Source organism: Rhizobium sp. NFACC06-2 (assembly GCF_900101425.1).
GTDB classification, from domain to species: Bacteria; Pseudomonadota; Alphaproteobacteria; order Rhizobiales; family Rhizobiaceae; genus Agrobacterium; species Agrobacterium leguminum.
Genome location: NZ_FMVA01000004.1, coordinates 122952 through 144630 on the forward strand (window position 1 = coordinate 122952; position 21679 = coordinate 144630).

Consider the following 21679-nt stretch of genomic DNA (forward strand, 5'->3'; position numbering starts at 1 on the left):
TCTAGACTCATTCTAAACTATACAAAAACTATCGTATTTTCATTAGTTTAGGCTGCGTGTCATTCCAGTGTTGCATCTTCAAGTTTTTGTGCGCGGCAAGATTATTGAAACCGCGATCACGGAAAGTTTACTGGGTTCAGGCTGCCGGGAAGTCAGGATCGACGGCCCTCAGGCGAAATATTGTCCGCCATTGGCCGTCATGGTCGAACCGGTGATGAAACCCGCCTCGTCGGAAACCAGAAACAGAACGCAGCGCGCGATTTCTTCCGGCTCCCCCAGCCGTCCAACGGGAATTTGCGGCACGATCCTTTCCGCCAGAACCTTCTCCGGTATAGCTCTCACCATCTCCGTGCCGATATAGCCGGGGCAGATGGCGTTGACGGTGATATTCCGGCTGGCGCCTTCCTGGGCGAGCGCCTTGGTGAAGCCGATATCGCCCGCTTTGGAGGCGGAATAATTGGCCTGTCCCGCCTGACCTTTCTGGCCATTGATGGAGGAGATGTTGACGATGCGACCAAAGCCGCGGTCGCGCATGCCCGGCCATACGGGGTGGGTCATGTTGAACACGCCGGTAAGGTTGGTATCGATAACCTCGCGCCATTGCTGCGGTGACATTTTATGGAACATCGCATCGCGGGTGATGCCGGCATTGTTGACTAGCACCTCGACGGGACCGAAGGTCTCTTCCACCCTGGCTATGCCATTGACGCAGGCGTCATAGTCGCGCACGTCCCACTGAAAAGCGGGGATGCCGGTTTCTTTCTGGAATGCTTCCGCCCTGTCCGTCGTGAAGGCGTAATTGACCGCCACCCGGTAGCCGGCCGCCTGCAGGGCGCGGGCGATTGCGGCGCCTATGCCGCTCGTCCCGCCGGAAATCAAAGCAACCCGGCTCATATCGGCCTCCATGACCTGTCATTGAAGCGCCTGCATATGCAAGGATGCTTCCATATCTTGCAGAACTTGTTCGTCGTGCTCACCGGCCACAGAAATGCGGCCAATGGGAGGCCGCTTCTACCCTATTGCGCGCTGAACCGGAATTGCTTTTTGCCAAGTCGTGCGGCAGTTTCAGAGTGCTTCGATGCACATGGCGACACCCATGCCGCCGCCGATGCAGAGCGTTGCGAGACCCTTCGACACGTTACGGCGGCGCATTTCGAAAATCAGGGTGTTGAGGACGCGCGCGCCGGAGGCGCCGATCGGATGACCGATGGCAATCGCCCCGCCATTGACGTTGACGATAGCAGGATCAAGGCCAAGTTCGCGCACCACGGCGCAGGACTGGGCTGCAAAGGCTTCGTTGGCTTCCACAAGTCCAATATCGCTAATCGACCAGCCGGCCTTGGCCAACGCCTTGCGGGAGGCAGGGATGGGACCGGTGCCCATGATTTGCGGATCAACGCCTGCCGTCGCCCAGGAGGCGATACGGGCGAGCGGTCTCATTCCGCGCTTTCCTGCCTCCTGTTCCGACATCAAAAGCGTGGCGGCGGCGCCATCGTTCAGACCGGAGGCATTGCCGGCCGTGACCGTCCCTTCCTTGTCGAAGGCGGGTCGCAGCTTGGCCATGGTTTCCAGCGAAGCCCCGGCGCGGATATGCTCATCTGTATCGATGACGATATCGGCTTTACGGCCCTTCACTGTGAAAGCCACGATCTCATCTGCAAAACGGCCGGCGCTTTGCGCGGCTTCGGCCTTGTTTTGCGATGCGACGGCGAATTGGTCCTGCTCGTCGCGGGAAAGCTGCCATTGGCGGGCGATGTTTTCAGCGGTGATGCCCATGTGGTAGCCATAAAAGGCGTCGGTGAGGCCATCTTTTAGCATGGTGTCGATCATCTTGAAATCGCCCATCTTCACGCCGCCGCGCAAATGGGCGCAGTGGGGAGCCATGGACATGGATTCCTGCCCGCCGGCAATGACGATATTTGCGTCGCCGGTCGCGATCTGCTGCATGCCGAGGGCCACGGCGCGCAGTCCGGAGCCGCAAAGTTGATTGAGGCCGAAGGCGGTCGCTTCCTGTGGAATGCCGGCCTTCATGGCAGCCTGTCGCGCCGGGTTCTGCCCCTCGCCCGCCGTCAGGACCTGACCGAGAATGACTTCATCAATTTCGTTCGCCGCGACACCGGCACGCTCCAGCACAGCGCTGATGACGGTCGCCCCGAGCTCATGGGCCGGCGTATTGGCGAAGTGGCCATTGAAAGAGCCGACGGCTGTGCGCGCGGCGCTGGCAATCACGATTGAAGGCAGGGTCATCACTTTTCTCCTCACTTGCGGGCGGAGACTGGCAAAGCTTTCAATACAAGTCAAATGGCGAAAGTTGCTTTAAAAGATGTTGCTAAATCACACTGAAATCTTGCGGAAAATTGCTGCGCAAAAAACAAACTGTTGCGATGCACAAAACATTTGTCAGAGGGCTCGTTTTGCGCATACACTTTGCGCCGGGAAGAGCAATAACACCAAAAAACAAGAAAATACCATCATCGCGAGGAGGCGGGCATGGCGAAACACGACGGCGAAACAATCATTAAAAAATACGCCAACCGGCGGCTCTACAATACCGGCACCAGCACCTATGTGACGCTCGATGATCTGGCGCAGATGGTCAAGCGCGGCGAGGACTTCAAGGTTCAGGATGCCAAGTCTTCCGAAGACATCACGCATGCGGTGCTGACGCAGATCATCGTCGAACAGGAGGCCAAAACCGGCAATACGTTGCTGCCGACGGCGTTTCTGCGGCAATTGATCTCCTATTACGGCGACCAGATGCAGATGGTTGTGCCGACATTTCTCGAACATTCGATGAAGACCTTCTCCGACCAGCAGAGCCAGATGCAGGAACATATGGCCAAGGCTTTCGGTGATGGCTCGCTTGCCCGCAATTTTCAGGCGCCGCTGCAAATGATGGAAGAGCAGATCCGCCGCAATACGGAACTGTTCCGGCAGGCGATGCAGGGTTTCACACCTTTCGCAATGCCGCAGGCGCCCAAGGAAACCCGCAAGCCGAATGCATCCGAAATCGATGAGCTGAAGGCGCAGTTGCGCGCATTGCAGCAAAAGCTCGATCAGCTCTGATCCTGTCGGGCCGATGCCCGGTTTCAGCAAACCGCATCGGCTTTTGCTTCAGATTTTCAGCCTGCCGTTCTTTCCGGCACGCGCAGCAACAGCAGGAACCCTGATCCCAGAAACACGATGAGCGTCGCCATGCCGATATGGGCTGAGCCGCTTATTGTGGTTGCTATGGAAAACGACAGCGTCGCCATGAAGCTGGTGGCGCGTCCGGAGAGCGCATAAATGCCGAAATAACGGCCCGCCTCCGCCACGGTGATGTTGCGGGCGAGATAAGATCGTGACGAGGCCTGAACGGGGCCGAAGGCAAGGCCAATCAACACACCGTAAAGCAGATAGGCCTTTTCCGAGCCGGTGGCGAAGATGCCGCCATTATCTGCGGTCGACAATTGTATCCACCCGAAAAGGGTGGAGCCCTTTTCCGTCGAGACGATTCCGAGCGTGGCCAGCAACAGAAGCACGAGACTGATGAGGATGGTGATGCGCGACCCGAGCTTGTGGTCGACGCGCCCGGCGGCAAAGCAGCCAGCGATGGCAACGATATTGAGCAGGATGCCGAAGAGGCCGATTTCCATCGTTGCCCAGCCGAACATGCCGGCGGCGAAGGCCCCGCCGAGAATGAGAACGCCATTGACGCCATCCTGATAAAGCATGCGCGCAATCAGAAACCGCAACAGCACGGGGCGGTAGCGCAGCTCGCGCAGCGTGATCTTCAGTTCCCCCAATCCCGAGCGGATCGCGGCTGCGAAGGGCAAGCCCTTTTCAGCATCGGGAGTGAGAAGAAACATCGGCAGAATGAAGATGAGATACCAAAGCGCGGCGAGCGGTCCGGTTATTCTGGCATCCTCGCCGGTTGCAGGATCGAGGCCGAAAAGAGGCTTGATACCGGCGATGGTCACCCCGGTCTGTGGATTGGCGGCCAGAAGCGTCACCACGGCAATCAGCACCACCATGCCGCCGAGATAACCAAGCCCCCAGGCGATATTGGAAATGCGCCCGACATTTTGCGGATTGGTCAGTCGCGGCATCATGGAATCGTTGAAGACAATCGAGAATTCGGCCGCGATGGAAGCGAGGATAATACAGATAATCGGCAGGATGAGCGGCGATCCCGGTGTTGCGAACCACAAGAAGAAAAGACTGACGATCTTGATGACGGCAAAGAAGGCGATCCACGGCTTGCGTGCGCCTGACTGGTCGGCGATGGAGCCGAGAATGGGGGAGAAGAGGGCGATGATGATCGAGGACACCGTCGCCATGTTGCTCCATGTCGCCTGCGCCGAAATCGGATCATCGGTAAGCCGTGCGACGAAATAGGGTCCGAAAACGAAGGTTGTGACGACCGTGAAAAACGGCTGCGCCGCCCAGTCGAACATCACCCAGCCCCAGATGCCGCGTTTGGCAACCACTGTTTCCGCATTTGGGGAAGGGACAGTCATTCATCGTCCTATCGGAAAATCGGGAAATAAAATGCGCGATGCCGGTGCATCCGTCTTGTCTGGCGCCATCCGGGAGGACCCGGATGGCGTTTTTGAGGCTGCCGATCAGCGTGCCTGAACGATATCGCCAAGCAGCCCGGCCGCGACCGTCAGACGGGCAAGGTTGGTATCGCCGCTATCGCTGAGCGCGCCGAGTTCGGAGACGATGCGGTTGACCCGCACGCGGTCCGCCGCATACCAGGCCTGAACCGGATCCTTTTCCTTGGCATATTCGGTCAGCGCGGAGATGACGATCCGGCGTCTCGACGAGGAGATCTGGTCCTGGCTGCGCAGGAGAGCCAGGCTCTCGTAATGATCCGCCGGTGTGATGCGCTGGCTTGCATCCAGCAGGCGCGCGACGCGGAAGGTCGACGAGACGGTAGCATAGCTTTCGGCGGCGCGGGCAAGCGTGGTGCCGGCGCTTTCGGCGATGCGCATGATCTCCGGCACATAGACGAGCAGGGAAAGCGTATCGAGTTCCTCCAGAAGACCGGAGGGAACGCCGTCGATTTCCGTGACGCCGAGTTCGCGGCGATACTTCGCCGCTGCCGGGGACAGGGTCTTGATCGCGGTTCTCAGGCGCTCGATTTCGGTTGCCATGTCGCCTGCGGTCGCACCCGCGCTCCCGGTTTGCAGGTAAAGCCTGCTCGCATCCGAGAAGATACGCGTGATCGTGGCATAAAGCCCGTTCTGGTCTTCACCGCCGACCTTGCCGTCAAGCGCGTCGACTTCGCTCCACAGACGTTTGAGGCCGAAACCATCCTCGACGATCACCGCAGCCTTAACGACGTCGGCCGCCAGAAGGCCGCTCGCATCGGCAAGTTTCTGCACAAAGCCCGGGCCGCCGCGATTGACGACGGCATTGGCGAGCGCGGTGGCGACGATTTCGCGATGCAGACGATGCGACTTGATGTCGTCCGCATAGTTTTTCTGCATCTTGGCCGGGAAATAATCGACCAGAAGATGTTGGAGATAGGGTTCGTCGGGAAGCGTGCTTGCCACCAATGCATCGAACAAGGTGAGCTTGGCATAGGAAAGGAGCACGCCGATTTCCGGCCGGGTCAGCGGTTTGCCGGTGGCGTATCTTTCGCTGAATTCGGCATTGTTAGGCAAGGTCTCGACCTTGCGGTTCAGTTGTCCGGTCGCCTCCAGCGCGCTCATCAGGCGGCCGAGTTCTTCGCGGTTCGAAAGGCCCAGCCGCTCCGTCAGCGAGATCGCCAGCGATTGCAGGTAGTTGTTGCGCAATACCAGCTGCGCCACTTCCGGCGTCATGGAGGCAAGAAGCTGGTTGCGTTTCGGCATCGTCAGGCGACCGCTGTTAACGGCGGAGGCAAGCGCGATCTTGATGTTGACCTCGACGTCCGAGGAGTTCACGCCGGCCGAGTTATCGATGGCGTCGGAATTGCATCGCCCGCCCGAAAGCGCATAGGCGATGCGCCCCTTCTGGGTGATGCCCAGATTGGCGCCTTCGCCGATGACCTTGGCGCGCAGCTCGGTTGCGTTGACGCGGATCGGGTCGTTCGCCCTGTCACCGACCTCGGCATTGGTTTCCACCGCCGCCTTGATGTAAGTGCCGATGCCGCCGAACCACAGAAGATCGGTTGGCGCCTTCAGGATGGCCGTCATGATCTCGAAGGGCGTGGCGACCGATTTGTCGATGCCGATGGCGGCCACGGCTTCCGGTGTCAGCGTCACCGATTTTTCGGAGCGCGAGATGATCATCGCGCCGGCGGAGAGGGCCGAGCGATCGTAATCCTGCCAGCTGGAACGCGGCAGTTCGAAAAGCCGCTTGCGTTCGGCAAAGGACCTGTCGGTGTCGGGATCCGGATCGATAAAGATGTCGCGGTGATCGAAGGCGGCGATAAGCCTGATCTTTTCCGACAGCAACATGCCGTTGCCGAAAACGTCGCCGGACATATCGCCTACGCCCGCCACCGTGAAGGGGGTGGTCTGGATGTCGGTGTCCATTTCACGGAAATGGCGTTTCACCGTTTCCCAGGCGCCACGGGCGGTAATACCCATCTTCTTGTGGTCGTAACCGGCCGAACCGCCCGATGCGAAGGCGTCGTCCAGCCAGAAACCGGCTTCATGGGCAAGACCGTTCGCCGTATCGGAGAAGGTTGCCGTTCCCTTGTCGGCGGCGACGACGAAATAGGGGTCGTCACCGTCGAGCCGCAGCGTGTCGGCTGGCGGCACGATGGCATCGTCGACGATATTGTCGGTGATGGACAGCAGGGTGCGGATATAGGTCTTGTAGGCCTCGCGGCCGGCATTGAAGACCTCGTCGCGGGAGCCGCCGGCCGGCAGACTCTTCGGGAAGAAGCCGCCCTTGGCGCCGACCGGAACGATCACCGCATTCTTGACCTGTTGCGCCTTGACGAGGCCGAGCACTTCCGTGCGGTAATCCTGGCCGCGATCCGACCAGCGCAGACCGCCGCGCGCGACCTTGCCGAAGCGCAGATGCACGCCTTCGACCTCTGTTCCGTAGACGAAGATTTCGCGGAAGGGACGTGGGTCGGGCAGGCCGTCCAGATGTTTGGGATCGAACTTGAAGGCCAGCAGGTCACGCGGCGTGCCGTCGGCATTTTTCTGGAAGTAGTTGGTGCGCAACGTCGCGTCGATGGCGTTGACGTAACGCCTGAGCGTGCGGTCCTCATCGAGATTGGGAACGCCGCTCAATGCCGCTTCGATTGCCTTGTGTATTTCGGCGAGTTTCTTCAGCCGCTTCTTTTCGTCGACAGACGGATCGAAGCCGGCCTTGAACAGCGCGAAAATATTGCGGGAAATCGCCGGATATTTATAGAGCGTTTCGGAAATATGCTCCTGCGAATAGACGATGCCGGTCTGGCGGAGATAACGGGCATAGGCGCGCAGCACGGAGACTTCGCGCACGGTGAGGCCGCAGGCGAGGATCAGGCGGTTGAAATTGTCATTGTCGACCTTGCCGGAGAAGGCGGCGAGGAAAGCTTCTTCGAGTTTCTGTCCATAGTGCGGCAGATCGAGCGTCGTTCCCTTGGCGACGGACAGTTCCATGTCGTGCAGCACGATGTCGCGCTTTTCGCCGTCCGAAACGACGCCGATATCGAAGGTGCGCTCGCTGATGACATTGAAACCGAGATTTTCGAGCAGCGGCACGCGGCGCGAAAGCGGCAGATGGCCATCGCGGTGGAAAATCTTCAGCGATAGCGTCTCCGCCGACTGACCTTCCTGCTGGTAAAATTCGATGCGGACCGGCTCGCCCTTCGCGGCGCCCAGAATATCCGGCATGTCGCCGATCGCTTCTTCCGGTGTGAAGGCTTCCTGATAGGCCTGATCGACCTCCAGCACCGGTGCACCCGGCTCGGAGAGGGCGACGAAATGGTCTATCCAGCGCGCCGCAATGTCGCTGACGGCGTCTTCGAGCTTGTCCTGGGCGATGCGCGGCGTCTTGCCTTCCGTTCGGCCGACAATGAAGTGGACGCGGGCGACGGCGCCTTCGGGGAAGGCGGGGTAATAGGCGGAAATATGCCCGTCATAGACCCTGCTCAGATAATCGCCGATCTTCTCGCGCACATAGGAATTATACTCCTCGCGCGGAACGAAGATGATGGCCGAAACGAAACGGTCGAAACGGTCGATACGTGCAAGCACGCGCACGCGCGGCCGGTCGCTCAGTTCCATGATCTGCTCGACGAAGCGGATCAGAAGATCGGTTTCGATCTGGAAAAGATCGTCGCGCGGATAGGCTTCCAGCGTGTTCTGCAGGATGCGGCCCGAGTGGCTGTTCGGATCGAAGCCGAAATGCCGCTCGACTTCCGCCACCTTGGCGCGCAGCAGCGGGATCTGCTTGACCGAACGTGTATAGGCCGTCGCCGTGAACAGGCCAACGATGCGCAATTCGCCGATGACATTGCCGTCCTCGTCGAAGCGCTTGATGCCGATATAATCCATATAGGCGCGGCGGTGCACGATGGATTTCACATTCGCCTTGGTGACGATGAGGAAATCCGGGCCGTCGAGGAAGGCGAGAATTTCGGGCGTCGTCGTCACGGCATTCTTGCCAAGGCGCAGCACGCGGACATCCGGATCGCTGAGGCTGCCGAGACCCACGCCGTCACCGCGCTCGATCTTCGCGTTCTTCCCCTTGCCGGAATAGGTGTAGTCACGCATGCCGAGGAAGGTGAAATTGTCGTTGCGAAGCCAGTTGAGGAATTCGACGGCTTCTGCACGCTCGGTCTTGCGCCGTGACGAGCCGCGCCTGGACAATTCATCCAGCGCCTCGTCGAGTTTCGCCAGCATGGGCCGCCAGTCGCGATAGGCGAACTGGACCTGCGTCAGCACGAAGCGCAGTCTTTCTTCCAGCGCTGCCGCGGCTTGCGGCGTGAGCGGCGCGATATGCAGCTGGATGAGGCTGATATTTTCAGCGGGATCATCCTCGGGTTCCGCAAGACGGTAGCCCGCCTGCGCGCTTTCGTCGCGCACCAGGATCGGGTGCACAGCGAGGTAAAGACCGCGATAGCTGCTGGTGACCTCGCCCATGACGGAATCGTAAAGGAAGGGCATATTGCGGCCGATAATGGTCAGGACCGTTACCGGAATATCCCGCGGCGAAACGCCCTCCACCTGGGAGATGTCGATGTACGGAGCGTCTCCGGTCCAGTGCGAAAGCGCCTCGAAACTGTGAGCGGCGCTCGCAGCCAGCATCTCAGCGGAATAATATTCTATATCGTCGGCGCTCGCCCTTCCATAAAGAATACCCGGATCAAGAAATTGGACATTTTCGGCAATTGCCTGCTGGCGCGCTTTTTCGATCTGTTTTTCGCGTTTTGGATTGTTTCTGTAGCCCATTTGACGTGGATTCCTCCAAAAATCACACTTTAATATAAAAAAGCATCGCCAATTTGCGGATTTTGCCTTTTCAGTCGAATCGGATATTGGCGTGGAATTACGAAGAGTTTAAGAGGCTTTCGTGTTTCTTCAGTTTGGAAACGAAATTTTTTTGCTCCTTTTGCCGTGAGGCCTGTCACGAAGCATTTTGACAGTATTTCTGCGGCTAATTTTTAGGCGGTTCTTTGGCTGCCATGTGATGTTGCGGCCACGGTCGAAGCAAATTATTGATTTGCGCCTATTTTTGTGGTACACCAACGACACTGATCCACAGCGTGGCATTTGTGTGCCCAAAAACACCACGAAAGCAACACCTCTTTTGCACGCGGTTTCCGTGACATATCGAGCGTTTACGTTATCGAACCCCGCAAGACGGGAAGGTGTGTTTTTGCGTGCACGGCTGGACCAGTGCGGAGTCACCTGACGGTTCCCCCGTCTCATCAGGGCCTGACCGACCCAACCCCGGCATCCCCGGGTATGTAACAGGGAGTTTTTAGAACGAATGACGACCCAGCAGAAGAAATCTCCAGCACATCACGGTTTCAAGACCGGTGAAGCGATTGTGTATCCCGCTCATGGTGTCGGTACCATTTCTGCCATCGAGGAACAAGAAGTCGCCGGCATGAAGCTTGAGCTTTTTGTCATTGATTTCGAAAAAGACAAGATGCGTCTTAAAGTTCCCGTCGCCAAAGCCGTCAGCATCGGCATGCGCAAGCTTTCCGAAGGCGATTTTGTCGAGCGGGCGCTGAAAGTGGTGCAGGGCAAGGCGCGTGTGAAGCGTACCATGTGGTCGCGCCGCGCGCAGGAATATGATGCGAAGATCAATTCCGGCGATCTCATCGCGATTGCGGAAGTCGTGCGCGATCTCTACCGTGCGGAAAATCAGCCGGAGCAGTCCTATTCCGAGCGTCAGCTTTATGAAGCTGCTCTCGACCGCATGGCGCGCGAAATCGCCGCCGTCAACAAGATGTCTGAAACCGAGGCTGTTCGCCTGGTGGAAGTGAACCTTGCCAAGGGCCCCAAGCGCGGCAAGACCGTCGAAGAGGACGATTCTCAGGACGAAGCCGCTTAATAACCGGCTTTTTCCCTCTAAAAAAACCCGCCTTGATGGCGGGTTTTTTGTTGCCCGAGTGCAGGCTGAAATTTACAGAATGCGGATTTTCGTGCCTTTGCGCAGATGCGGCAGGATGCGCCGCATGTCACGGGGATGGAGGGCGACGCAGCCCGCCGTCGGCTCATATCCCGGTCTGATCAGATGCATGAAGATTGCCGAGCCGCGGTTGCGGCTTCTCGAGGTGATATTCCAGTCCAGCACCAGGCAGACGTCGTAGAGGCTGTCCTTGCGCATCATCTCTTCATGGCTCGGGGCGAAGGGCGCCTTGACCAGTCTGTTGTAACTGGGACTACGGGGCTCGTCGCACCACAGCATGGACTTGCGTGTTCGCTGCATCGGCAATGCCGTGGCGATGCCGGCAAGGCGGTCGCCGCGATAAAACCCGTGCAGCAGGCCGATGGTGGAGATGGGAGATTTTCCGTCTCCCTCGCGTTTCAGCGCAGTGCGGCCATTGCGTCCGATCGCGGCTGGAAAGGTGAGATGCCCGAGCTGGACGATGGCGCGGCTGATTTTCGACGGGGCCGGCCGAACCATGAGCGTCGATGCGCGTTTACGTTGTCTTACGGGCTGGGTGCTCATGTTTTTCACGAGATTTTGCTTTGCAGGTTATTCAACGTGAAGTCATAGCACTTCGTTATATCATGGCAATGGGTTGACCTTTTATCGGCAAACCGCTGAATTGGCTGGTAATTAGAGCGCCAGGCGTCTTTTGGGATGCATAAGGGACGTTCTAACTCTTTTAAACTACGCGTCGTGTCTCTCGAAAATCGAGCCTGATTTTTGGGCCGATGCGCTAAAGTAAGAAAGGCTGAGAATCCGAATGACGGCTCGCACTATCCTTCTGGTGGACGATGACGACGATCTTCGGGAGACGCTGACCGAGCAATTGTCTCCCTATGAGGAATTCTCGCTGCTCAGCGGCGCCAATGCCGCGCAGGCGATGCAGACCGCCAAGACCGCCCAGGTCGATCTTCTGATCATGGATGTCGGCCTTCCGGACATGGACGGCCGTGAGGCAGTAAAGCTGTTGCGCAAGGGCGGCTTCAAGGCGCCGATCATCATGCTGACCGGGCACGATACAGATTCCGATACTATTCTTGGGTTGGAAGCCGGGGCGAATGACTATGTGACGAAACCCTTTCGTTTCGCCGTGCTTCTGGCGCGTATCCGGGCGCAGCTGCGTCAATACGAGCAGAGTGAGGATGCGGTTTTCACCGTCGGTCCTTATCAGTTCAAGCCCAGCCAGAAGCTGTTGACGACGGAGGACGGCAAGAAAATCCGCCTGACGGAAAAGGAAGCGGCGATCATCCGTTATCTCTACCGCGCCGGCAGCACCGTCGTTACCCGCGACGTCCTGCTGGAAGAGGTCTGGGGTTACAATTCCGGCGTGACAACGCATACGCTGGAAACGCATGTCTATCGTCTGCGCCAGAAGATCGAACGCGACCCGTCCAACGCTGAAATTCTGGTGACCGAGAACGGCGGATACAAGATCGTTCCCTGAGCAGGGGCCTCTTTGCACCTGTATTGTGTCCAAAGCTCACGCTGCGCGTCCGAAAAGGTGCGCGGCGTTCTAACAGCTTGTATTTTGAGGGCCGATATTGGAAAACCGCTATAGTAGTGCAGGCGTTTTTCCGGAGTAACGATCGACATGGCCTTGACGGACGATATCATGCTGCTGGGGCAAGTGCCGTTATTTGCGGGGTTCAGCGATGACCAGTTGCGGCTTATCGCCTTCGGTGCGGAGCGCCGCCGTGTATCGGCCGGACAGACATTGTTTCGGGAACACTCGCCGGCCGAATGCGCTTTTGCGGTGACGGCTGGCCATTTCGAGCTTTTCACGGCAGGGCGGGATGGCAAGCCCGTGCTGCAGGCGACGCCGGGCAAGGGGGCGCTACTTTCGGAGCTCGCGCTTTTCACGCTCTGTGAACGGAAGTTTACTGCCGTGGCAGTGGAGGATTCCGAAGTCATCCGCATAACGCGCATCCTCTTCCACCGGCTGGTAGAGGAGTTTCCGGAGGTTGCCGATATCGTGTCGGCGCGTATTCGCGACAATATCGCGTCGCTGGCGGCGGGTGCGGCCCGTTTGCAGAACCGCTTCGTCTGACGCCAGAAAATTCAGCCTGTTCAGAACCGGAAATGGGCGGTGACGGGAACATGGTCGGATGGCCGGTTCCAGCCGCGGGCCTCGCGCAATATGTCGATTTTTTCGAGCGAGGAACCGAGATCCTGCGAAGACCAGATGTGGTCGAGGCGGCGGCCGCGATCAGCCGCTTCCCAGTCCTTGGCGCGGTAGCTCCACCAGGTATAGATCTTTTCCGTCTCCGGCACGTTCAGGCGCATCAGATCGAGCCAGTTGCCCTTCTTCATGATGTCAAGCATGCCTTCGGTTTCGACAGGCGTATGGCTGACGATCTTCAGAAGCTGCTTGTGCGACCAGACGTCATTTTCGAGCGGTGCGATGTTGAGATCGCCGACGAGAATGGAGGATGTGCCAGGTACACCGTCGGCGCGCAGCGCCTTCATTTCCTCGATAAAATCCAGCTTGTGGCCGAATTTCGGATTGATCGAGCGATCCGGCTCGTCACCGCCTGCCGGCACATAAAAATTATGCAGTCGCACGCGGCGCGATCCGACCTGAAAAATCGCGGAAATATGCCGGGCATCGCCGATACCGCAATAGTCCTGTCGATGATCTTCGGTCAGCGGAATCTTCGAGGCGATGGCGACGCCGTGATAGCCCTTCTGGCCATGGATAATGACGTGCTCATAACCGAGCGCCTTCAGCGGCTTCATCGGAAACTCGCCATTTGGGCATTTCGTTTCCTGCAGGCAGAGAATGTCGGGCTTGTAACGCACCAGAAACTGCTCAACGATCGGCATTCTGAGCCTGACCGAGTTAATGTTCCAGGTGGTTATCGAAAACGACATGCATGTGCTCCGCTTTTATTGCCGCGAACCGCATGGGCCGTGACAAGTTTCCGGGGCGCAGGCTTATAACATCGTGACGAAAACGGGAATGTATTTTAGCGGGAAAATGAAAAAGGCGACCGTGGGGTCGCCTTTCGAAGAATTTCCTTGGGGCTTAAAGCCTCAGCCGCCTTTGCGAACTTCCTCGTAATTGATGTTGAAGACGCGTTCATCGAGGTTCACGCCGGTCTGGACGTTGAAGATCATGACGGTCGTGTCCTTGTTCTGGGCATCGGTCGTGGTCCATTGCCTCAGATCGAAGGTCTTCGGATCGAACATCAGGGTAATGGTGGAATCGCCGAAGACGCTCTTGTCGCCCAGCACGATGGTGGTCAGGTCCGATTCTTCCTTGACGTTGCGAACCTTCTGATTGCCGAGATCGATCTTGTCGGACAGAAGCAGGCTGAGCGGCGTCTTGGAGAGCGGATAAAGATCCCACGTCTTGAGCTTCATATTGCCGATAACGACGTTCTTGCCGTCGGCGATGACCCGCATGGGCGAGGGGTCTTCGTAGTTGAAGCGGAGTTTGCCGGGGCGTTCGATATAGAACTTGCCGCCGGTCTGTTCACCGCGCGGGCCGAACTGGACGAATTCCCCCATCATGGTTTTGACCGACGAGAAGTGATTGGCGATTTTCTGCGCTGTCGCCGTGTTGCCGGCCGCCTGGGCAAAGGCGTCAAGCGGTGACAGGCCGGCCATGATTGCGGCCATGGAAAATGCCGTCAGCACGCCACGACGCGTCACGCCGTTTTGCGGTGTGTTTGCGTTGGCCGTTTCGCCGGTGGTGAGGTCGTTCATTCTATTCTCCTTCATCGCAGCGATTGTCCGCATAAAAGGCGGCGGCTTCATGACGTTGAAAGCGTGTAATAACGCTTCTTCGCCCCGCTTGGTTGCGGACGTTACCGCTCGATGATGTCTGCTTCCGTCGGTACGAGTATTTCACGTTTTCCGGCGTGGTTGGCGGGGCCGATAATGCCCTCCTGCTCCATGCGCTCGATCAGCGAGGCGGCGCGGTTATAGCCGATGCCGAGACGCCTCTGCACATAGGAGGTGGAGGCTTTGCCATCGCGAAGCACGACGGCCACGGCCTGATCGTAAGGGTCCTCGGAATCGGAGAAACTGCCGGCGCTGGCCGGGCCGCCGCCATTGCCTTCCTCGTCGTCTTCCTCGGTAATCGCTTCCAGATATTCCGGTGCGCCCTGTGTTTTCAGATAGGCGACGATTTCTTCCACCTCGTTGTCGGAAACGAAAGGACCGTGCACGCGCTGGATGCGTCCGCCGCCTGCCATATAGAGCATGTCGCCCATGCCGAGCAGCTGCTCGGCGCCCTGTTCTCCAAGGATGGTGCGGCTGTCGATCTTCGACGTCACCTGGAAGGAAATGCGGGTCGGGAAGTTTGCCTTGATCGTGCCGGTGATGACGTCGACGGAGGGGCGCTGGGTCGCCATGATGACATGGATGCCCGCGGCGCGCGCCATCTGCGCCAGGCGCTGCACCGCGCCTTCGATGTCCTTGCCGGCCACCATCATCAGGTCGGCCATCTCGTCGATGATGACGACGATATAGGGCAGGGGCTTCAGATCGAATTCTTCCGTCTCGTAGATCGCCTCGCCCGTCTGGCGGTCGAAGCCGGTCTGCACCGTGCGGGTGAGTATCTCGCCCTTGTCCAGCGCCTGCTGCACGCGGCTGTTGAAGCCGTCGATATTGCGCACGCCGATCTTCGACATCTTCTTGTAGCGCTCTTCCATCTCGCGCACCGTCCACTTCAGCGCCACGACGGCCTTTTTCGGATCGGTAACGACGGGAGAGAGCAGATGCGGAATGCCGTCATAGATCGACAGTTCCAGCATTTTCGGGTCTATCATGATCAGGCGGCACTGTTCCGGCGACATGCGGTAAAGCAGCGAGAGGATCATGGTGTTGATGGCGACCGACTTACCCGAACCCGTGGTGCCGGCAACGAGAAGATGCGGCATCTTGGCGAGATCGGCGATGACGGGTTCGCCGCCGATGGTCTTGCCGAGGGCCATGGCGAGTTTGGCCTTGCTGTTTTCGAAATCGCGGCTGCCGATCAGTTCCCGCAGGAACACGGTTTCGCGCGTCTGGTTCGGCAGTTCGATGCCGATGGCATTGCGACCGGGAACGACGGCGACGCGGGCGGCGATCGCACTCATGGAGCGGGCGATGTCATCGGCAAGGCCGATGACGCGCGAGGATTTGATGCCGGGTGCCGGTTCCAGTTCGTAGAGCGTGACGACCGGGCCGGGGCGGACATGAATGATTTCGCCCTTGACGCCGAAATCCTCGAGAACGCCTTCCAGAAGGCGGGCGTTCTGTTCTAGCACTTCCTCGCTCAGCATATTGTCGCGAACGACATTCTTCGGCTCCGCCAGAAGATGGACTGTGGGCAGCTGGAAACCGTCGGCGGCGATGAAAGAGGCCTGCGCTTCCCTTGCCACGCGCTCGCTGGGCTTCGGGCGTGCGGAAGGTGCGGTTATTCTGGGCTGCCCGCGTCCCGGCGCCTGTCGGGCCGTGAATTTCTGGTCGGACTCGTCGTCGGAGAGAATGCCGTTCGGCAGCCGGCGTCCATCCGCGTCGAAGGTTTGTTCGTCATCCATGTCCTCGTCATGATCGAGCGCGATGGAGGGAGGTGACATCTGACGACGCGATGCGGCGCGTTCTTCGAAAGACGGCTCTGCGCGCTGGTCGAGACGGTTGATCGCGGTCTTGAGGCGCGACGGTTCGTTCAGCGTGCCGAATTCATATTCGTTGAAGTCGTAAGGATGTTCGAATTCATCGTGCAGGGATTTAGACTTCAGGCCGAACAGGCGGCGCAGGCGCGCCTGGGTGATGTACCAGTAATGCGCCAGCGCGCCGAAGGCGAGCATATTGGCGAAGAAACCCTCGCCGTCGTCTTCATCATCTTCTTCGGCCTCACGGGCGGCGCGGGCCTTGTTGGTGGCGACGGGAGCGGCTTCTTCGCGTTCCAACTCGTCATCCAGACCGCCAACGACACCGGCGGCAAACAGCATCAGCCATGCGGCAGGCGCCGCAAATATGACACCCAGTACCGTGGCAATCGTGCCGGTAGGGTAAGCGCCGATAAAAAGGGCGGGAAAACGCAGGATCATGTCACCGATGACGCCGCCGATACCGTTCGGCAGCGGCCATGTCACGGGGGCCGGAAAACAGCCGAGCGAGGCGGCGCAGACGATGGCGCCTGCGACCCAGGCCACAAGGCGAACGGGTATGCGGTGGAACTTGCGGCCGGCGATCAGCGCGATCGCCCAAGCGATGACAGGCAGGAGCGAGATGATTGCGGAAAGCCCGAGGAACTGCATCACGATATCGGCGAAAATCGCACCGCCGTAGCCCAGAAGATTGGTGGGCTGGTTTCCTGTCGCGTAGGAGAGGCTCGGATCCGCGACATTCCATGTCGCGAGCGCGGCGATGCCCAGTGCAATCGTGGCCAGCAGAGCGAAACCGGCGAGAGCCATGATCTGACGCACGAAAAACGCCGTCAACACGAAGCGCGTGTGACGACCATCGAATGTCGGAGAATGCATTCTGCCCATGTCCCTGAACCCGTCGTTTTATGGTTTCGGCAAGATCCGGCAGGAGACCTGATCCCGGATTGACAGGGAAAACTAACCGCTTGCTGGTTAATGTCGTGTTAACCATGCGGTTTTTTGAAGCGCTTCGGATTTACGGCAAAGAAAAAGGCCCGCCGGAGCGGGCCTTCTTTTGGGAGAGGGGATGGAGAACCCCTTTTCCCGGATATCAGGAGTGGTAGGCGGCTTCGCCGTGGGTTGCGAGGTCGAGACCTTCGCGTTCGGCTTCGACCGGAACCCGCAGACCGACGATCACGTCGACGATCTTGTAGAGGATCGCGGAGACGATGGCGCACCAGACGATAGTGATGGCGACGGCGACGAACTGCGTCCAGACCTGCGAGGCGATGGAGAAGTCTTCCTTGCCTGTGCCGCCAAGCAGCGGCGAGGTGAAGATGCCGGTGCCGAGAGCGCCGATGATGCCGCCAATGCCGTGTACGCCGAAGACGTCAGCCGTGTCGTCGTAACCGAACTTGTTCTTCACCACGGAGACGAAGAAGTAGCAGATCGGCGAGACGATGAGGCCGAGAACGATGGCACCCATCGGGCCGACGGAGCCAGCGGCGGGCGTGACGGCGACGAGGCCGGCGATCATGCCCGAAGCGGCGCCCAGCATGGAGGCCTTGCCGCGGGTGAAGCTTTCAACCAGCGACCAGGAAACGATGGCGGCTGCGGTTGCGAGGAAGGTGTTCATGGTTGCGAGAACCGCACCGCCCGATGCTTCGAGGTTGGAACCGGCGTTGAAGCCGAACCAGCCGAACCACAGCATGGCTGCACCGACCAGCGTCAGCGTCATCGAGTGGGGGGCCATCATGTCCTTGCCGAAGCCGGTACGCTTGCCGACCATGATCGCGCCGATCAGGCCTGCGATACCGGCATTGATGTGAACGACAGTGCCGCCGGCGAAGTCGAGAGCGCCCATGCCGAAGATCAGGCCGTTTGCATCCCAGACCATGTGAGCGATCGGGAAATAGACGAAGGTGGCCCACAGGATGGTGAAGAGGATGACGGCGGAGAATTTGACGCGTTCTGCGAAGGCGCCGATGATCAGCGCCGGCGTGATGGCCGCGAAGGTCATCTGGAAGGCGATGAAGGTGTATTCGTAGATCACGACGCCCTCAGAGAAGGTTGCCGAGGTGCTGTCAAGCGAAACGCCCGACAGGAACAGCTTGCCGAAACCGCCGAAATAAGGGCCGGTGCCGCCGCCAAAGGCGAAGGAGTAACCGTAGATGACCCAGACGAGCATCATGACTGCGCCGACGACCGTGCACTGCATGAGAACGGAGAGCATGTTCTTGGTGCGGACAAGACCGCCGTAAAACAGGGCGAGGCCCGGGATGATCATGAAAAGCACGAGGATCGTCGCGACATACATGAATGCGGTGTCGGCTTTTTCCGGAACGGGAGCGGCCGCGGCCACTGCCGGCGCTGCATCCTGGGCAAAGGCGATAGCCGGAGCCATCAGGGCCGCCGCTGCGGCGCCCAGCTTGCCGAGCGTTGAAAACTTGTTGAGTTGCATAGTTAGAAAACTCCCCTGTCAGCCGTGCTTCAAAGCGCTTCTGTGTTGGTTTCGCCGGTACGGATGCGCACGGCCTGTTCGATAGAGTAGACGAAGATCTTGCCGTCACCGATCTGCCCGGTCTTTGCCGCAGACGCGATCGCTTCGACGGCCTTGTCGACGACGTCGGATGGAACTGCGATCTCGATCTTCAGCTTGGGAAGGAAGCTCACCGCATATTCCGTGCCGCGATAAATCTCGGTATGCCCCTTCTGGCGTCCGTAACCCTTTACCTCGGTCACGGTCAGGCCCTGGATGCCGACGCCGGTGAGCGCTTCGCGCACTTCATCCAGCTTGAACGGCTTGATAATGGCCATCACAATTTTCATCTGGTTTCCCATCCTTTGTTTTGTCCTCGGCACGGAGCCGACTCTCCTGCCGCTGGCAGATCAGTAACAGCGACTGCGGACATACATTCAAAGGGCGTGCCAGTTTTGAGTGTGTATCTAACGTATTGAAATATAAAACTTATATGAAGGGCGTCTGAAAAAGGGGCATTTGTCGCCAAAATTTGCGTCTATTAAATGTGCGATTTTCAGAAAAAGCACATTATTTAATCATTTGCCCTTTTGCGGATCAAACCCTCCTGCGCCACGGAGGCGACCAGTTCACCCTGTCTGGTGAAAATATTGCCACGGGTCAAACCGCGTGCGCCGGAAGCACTGGGGCTGTCCTGTGTGTAGAGCAGCCAGTCGTCCAGCCGGCAGGGGCGGTGGAACCACATGGCGTGATCGAGGCTCGCCACCTGAATGGACGGATCGAAGATCGTCGTGCCATGGGCGTAGAGGGAGGTGTCGAGCAGCGTCATATCCGACAGATAAGCGAGAATCGCCGATTGCAGACGCGGATCATCAGGCACATCGCCGACGGCGCGAACCCAGATATCCTGCTGGGGTTCAAGTTTTTCCCTGGAGATATAGTGGGTCAGCGATACCGGCCTTATCTCTATCGGCCGCTTGTTGCTCCAGTATTTGCGGATAGAGGCGGGCGCCTTGGCAAGAAAGGCTGCCTGCATCTGCTCCTCGCTCATCAGTTTTTCAGGCGGCGTCACGTCAGGTATTTTGATCTGATGGTCGAAACCATCCTCGAAAATCTGAAACGAGGCCGACATGGAAAAAATGGCCTTGCCATGCTGGATGGCGACCACCCGGCGTGTGCAGAAGCTCGCGCCATCGCGTATGCGTTCCACCTGGTAGACGATAGGCACCAGCGGATCGCCGGGGCGCATGAAATAGGCGTGTAGCGAATGCACGAAACGGTCGTTATCCACCGTCCTTTGCGCGGCGATCAGGGCCTGCGCGATGACCTGGCCGCCGAAAACCCGCTGCCAGCCGATCTGCGGGCTTTCGCCCCGGAACAGGTTCTCTTCCAGCTTCTCAAGATCGAGTGTGGCGATGAGATTGACCATCGGGTCTGACGTTTGCGAGGGATGCGACATTTTTTCGGCCTGCTCCGGCTGTAGGAAGACGTCACATGGTCTATAGTGCGCCGATGATGCGTGCACAAGATTCGAGGAGAAGCGCGATGCTGGACGTAGTGGTGGCAGGCGGCGGATATGTCGGTCTTTCCGTTGCTGTCGCAATCAAGCAGGCTGCCCGGCATCTTGATGTGCAGGTGGTTGAGGCCTCTCCCGAGGATGTCTGGTCGAAGGACGTTCGCGCTTCCGCCATTATTGCCGCAGCCACCCGAATGCTCGATGTTTTCGGCATATGGAATGAAATCGAGCCGGAAGCGCAGCCGATACACAAGATGATCGTCACCGATTCGAAGACCGCCGATCCGGTGCGTCCTGTGTTCCTGACTTTCGACGGCGCCGTGGAAGAAGGCAGGCCGTTTGCCCATATGGTTCCGAACGTCGCCCTGGTGGGCGCATTGCGAGGCCTGTGCGAGCGCCTTGGCATAAAAATCCGTCACGGTCTCAGTGTTTCCGATTTTACCGCGGGTCCCCAGTCGACGGCCATTCGCCTTTCCGACGGGTCGACGCTCGAAGCGCGATTGCTGATTGCCTGTGACGGCGTTCGCTCCGCGCTCAGGGACATGGCCGGTATCAAGACCGTGCACTGGGCTTACGATCAGTCCGGTATCGTGACGACCGTTGAGCATGAGCGGCCGCATGAGGGCTGCGCCGAAGAGCATTTCCTGCCATCCGGCCCCTTCGCCATCCTGCCGCTGAAGGGAAACCGCTCTTCGCTCGTCTGGACCGAACGCACGGCCGATGCCGACAGGCTGGTAGCCTCCGACGATCTGGTGTTCGAGGAGGAACTGGAGCGCCGGTTCGGTCACAAGCTGGGTCCTCTTCGTCCGGTTGGTCCCCGCCGCGCCTTCCCATTGGGTCTGATGCTGGCGCGCTCTTTCGTTGCACCGCGTTTCGCGCTTGCGGGCGATGCGGCCCACGGCATTCACCCGATTTCCGGGCAGGGCCTTAATCTTGGCTTCAAGGACGTGGCGGCTCTCGCCGAAACCGTGGTCGAGGCCGACCGGCTCGGCCTCGATATCGGCTCACTCAACGTTCTGGAGCGTTACCAGTCCTGGCGGCGTTTCGACACGTTGCGGATGGGCGTGACGACGGATGTGCTGAACCGGCTTTTCTCCAACGATATTGGCCCCATCCGTATCATGCGTGATTTCGGTCTCGGCGTGGTGGATCGTTTGCCGGGTCTCAAATCCTATTTCATCGGTCAGGCAGCCGGCACGACGGATGCGAATGCGCCGCGTCTGCTTGCCGGCGAGGCGCTTTGATCCGACCCCTCTGTATGTTTTTGATGGGCTTTTCCGGGATTGCCGCTTGACAGCCGATTCCGGGATTTTCTGCCCGTCGGCTTTACCGTAAAGCCGAATCCGGCCAAGGACTTATCCGGATTCATAATCTGGTACGATCTCCGCCTTCGCCAACCAGATATTGCGGAGAACAAAAGCTGAATTCCATCGAGTCAGCGATTCGTATTCGATTCGTTCGCAGACTGTTCCGCAGCCGAATCGATTTCATTTTCGCCGGATTCTTTTTGTTTGTTCAAATAGCTGA

General features: G+C 58.8%; 16 protein-coding genes. 5 read left to right on the plus strand and 11 right to left on the minus strand.

All coding sequences use genetic code 11. The features are described 5' to 3' along the window. Nucleotides 1-168: 168 nt before the first annotated feature. Together phbB and F3H58_RS09480 are read right to left on the minus strand one after the other, a co-directional pair. Complete coding sequence (gene phbB, locus F3H58_RS09475; RefSeq protein ID WP_003520276.1) at nucleotides 169-894, minus strand: acetoacetyl-CoA reductase; 726 nt, start codon at nucleotides 892-894, stop codon at nucleotides 169-171. Between the two features lie 171 nt (nucleotides 895-1065). After that, complete coding sequence (locus F3H58_RS09480; RefSeq protein ID WP_149742016.1) at nucleotides 1066-2247, minus strand: acetyl-CoA C-acetyltransferase; 1182 nt, start codon at nucleotides 2245-2247, stop codon at nucleotides 1066-1068. 243 nt (nucleotides 2248-2490) lie between these two features. On the opposite strand from F3H58_RS09480, the gene phaR reads away from it, so the two are divergent. Beyond that, entirely contained in the window at nucleotides 2491-3066 is a 576-nt protein-coding gene (gene phaR, locus F3H58_RS09485; protein ID WP_003520279.1) for a polyhydroxyalkanoate synthesis repressor PhaR, read from the plus strand. 56 nt (nucleotides 3067-3122) lie between these two features. On the opposite strand, the gene F3H58_RS09490 is transcribed toward phaR, so the two are convergent. Together F3H58_RS09490 and F3H58_RS09495 are read right to left on the minus strand one after the other, a co-directional pair. Beyond that, the gene (locus F3H58_RS09490) at nucleotides 3123-4499 is read right to left on the minus strand and encodes an MFS transporter (RefSeq protein ID WP_149742017.1); all 1377 of its coding nucleotides are present in this window, start codon (nucleotides 4497-4499) and stop codon (nucleotides 3123-3125) included. 105 nt (nucleotides 4500-4604) lie between these two features. Next, the gene (locus F3H58_RS09495) at nucleotides 4605-9365 is read right to left on the minus strand and encodes an NAD-glutamate dehydrogenase (protein ID WP_149742018.1); all 4761 of its coding nucleotides are present in this window, start codon (nucleotides 9363-9365) and stop codon (nucleotides 4605-4607) included. 541 nt (nucleotides 9366-9906) lie between these two features. Between F3H58_RS09495 and F3H58_RS09500 the strand changes: the two genes are divergently transcribed. Next, nucleotides 9907-10476: a CarD family transcriptional regulator gene (locus tag F3H58_RS09500; protein WP_003505223.1), complete on the plus strand. Its 570-nt coding sequence runs from the start codon at nucleotides 9907-9909 to the stop codon at nucleotides 10474-10476. Between the two features lie 72 nt (nucleotides 10477-10548). On the opposite strand, the gene F3H58_RS09505 is transcribed toward F3H58_RS09500, so the two are convergent. Further along, nucleotides 10549-11052, minus strand: coding sequence for a L,D-transpeptidase family protein (locus F3H58_RS09505; RefSeq protein WP_125145361.1), 504 nt, complete (start codon nucleotides 11050-11052; stop codon nucleotides 10549-10551). 286 nt (nucleotides 11053-11338) lie between these two features. Here F3H58_RS09505 and F3H58_RS09510 point away from each other — a divergent pair, with 286 nt between their 5' ends. Both F3H58_RS09510 and F3H58_RS09515 read left to right on the plus strand, forming a co-directional pair. Further along, the gene (locus tag F3H58_RS09510; RefSeq protein ID WP_003505216.1) at nucleotides 11339-12022 is read left to right on the plus strand and encodes a response regulator transcription factor; all 684 of its coding nucleotides are present in this window, start codon (nucleotides 11339-11341) and stop codon (nucleotides 12020-12022) included. Nucleotides 12023-12169: 147 nt separating this feature from the next. Beyond that, the gene (locus F3H58_RS09515; RefSeq protein ID WP_003520283.1) at nucleotides 12170-12625 is read left to right on the plus strand and encodes a cyclic nucleotide-binding domain-containing protein; all 456 of its coding nucleotides are present in this window, start codon (nucleotides 12170-12172) and stop codon (nucleotides 12623-12625) included. Nucleotides 12626-12645: 20 nt separating this feature from the next. On the opposite strand, the gene F3H58_RS09520 is transcribed toward F3H58_RS09515, so the two are convergent. The 6 genes from F3H58_RS09520 to tesB all read right to left on the minus strand — a co-directional run bounded on the left by F3H58_RS09520 (nucleotide 12646) and on the right by tesB (nucleotide 20095). Then, nucleotides 12646-13449, minus strand: coding sequence for an exodeoxyribonuclease III (locus F3H58_RS09520; RefSeq protein WP_137452606.1), 804 nt, complete (start codon nucleotides 13447-13449; stop codon nucleotides 12646-12648). A 162-nt stretch (nucleotides 13450-13611) separates the two neighbouring features. Continuing rightward, nucleotides 13612-14337 (minus strand): outer membrane lipoprotein carrier protein LolA, encoded by a 726-nt coding sequence (locus tag F3H58_RS09525; protein ID WP_052025744.1) that lies wholly within the window; start codon nucleotides 14335-14337, stop codon nucleotides 13612-13614. A 50-nt stretch (nucleotides 14338-14387) separates the two neighbouring features. Then, nucleotides 14388-17054 (minus strand): DNA translocase FtsK, encoded by a 2667-nt coding sequence (locus tag F3H58_RS09530; RefSeq protein ID WP_188128848.1) that lies wholly within the window; start codon nucleotides 17052-17054, stop codon nucleotides 14388-14390. A gap of 214 nt (nucleotides 17055-17268) precedes the next feature. Next, the gene (locus F3H58_RS09535; RefSeq protein WP_121490421.1) at nucleotides 17269-18618 is read right to left on the minus strand and encodes an ammonium transporter; all 1350 of its coding nucleotides are present in this window, start codon (nucleotides 18616-18618) and stop codon (nucleotides 17269-17271) included. Between the two features lie 29 nt (nucleotides 18619-18647). Further along, nucleotides 18648-18998, minus strand: a complete 351-nt coding sequence (locus F3H58_RS09540) for a P-II family nitrogen regulator (protein ID WP_004444057.1) — start codon at nucleotides 18996-18998, stop codon at nucleotides 18648-18650. 212 nt (nucleotides 18999-19210) lie between these two features. Beyond that, complete coding sequence (gene tesB / locus F3H58_RS09545; RefSeq protein WP_149742020.1) at nucleotides 19211-20095, minus strand: acyl-CoA thioesterase II; 885 nt, start codon at nucleotides 20093-20095, stop codon at nucleotides 19211-19213. Between tesB and F3H58_RS09550 the strand changes: the two genes are divergently transcribed. After that, nucleotides 20071-21396 carry a ubiquinone biosynthesis hydroxylase gene (locus tag F3H58_RS09550; protein ID WP_502706416.1) on the plus strand — a complete coding sequence of 442 codons (1326 nt, stop codon included), beginning with the start codon at nucleotides 20071-20073 and terminating at the stop codon, nucleotides 21394-21396. The two genes, tesB and F3H58_RS09550, sit on opposite strands and share 25 nt — an antisense overlap. Nucleotides 21397-21679: the final 283 nt, after the last annotated feature.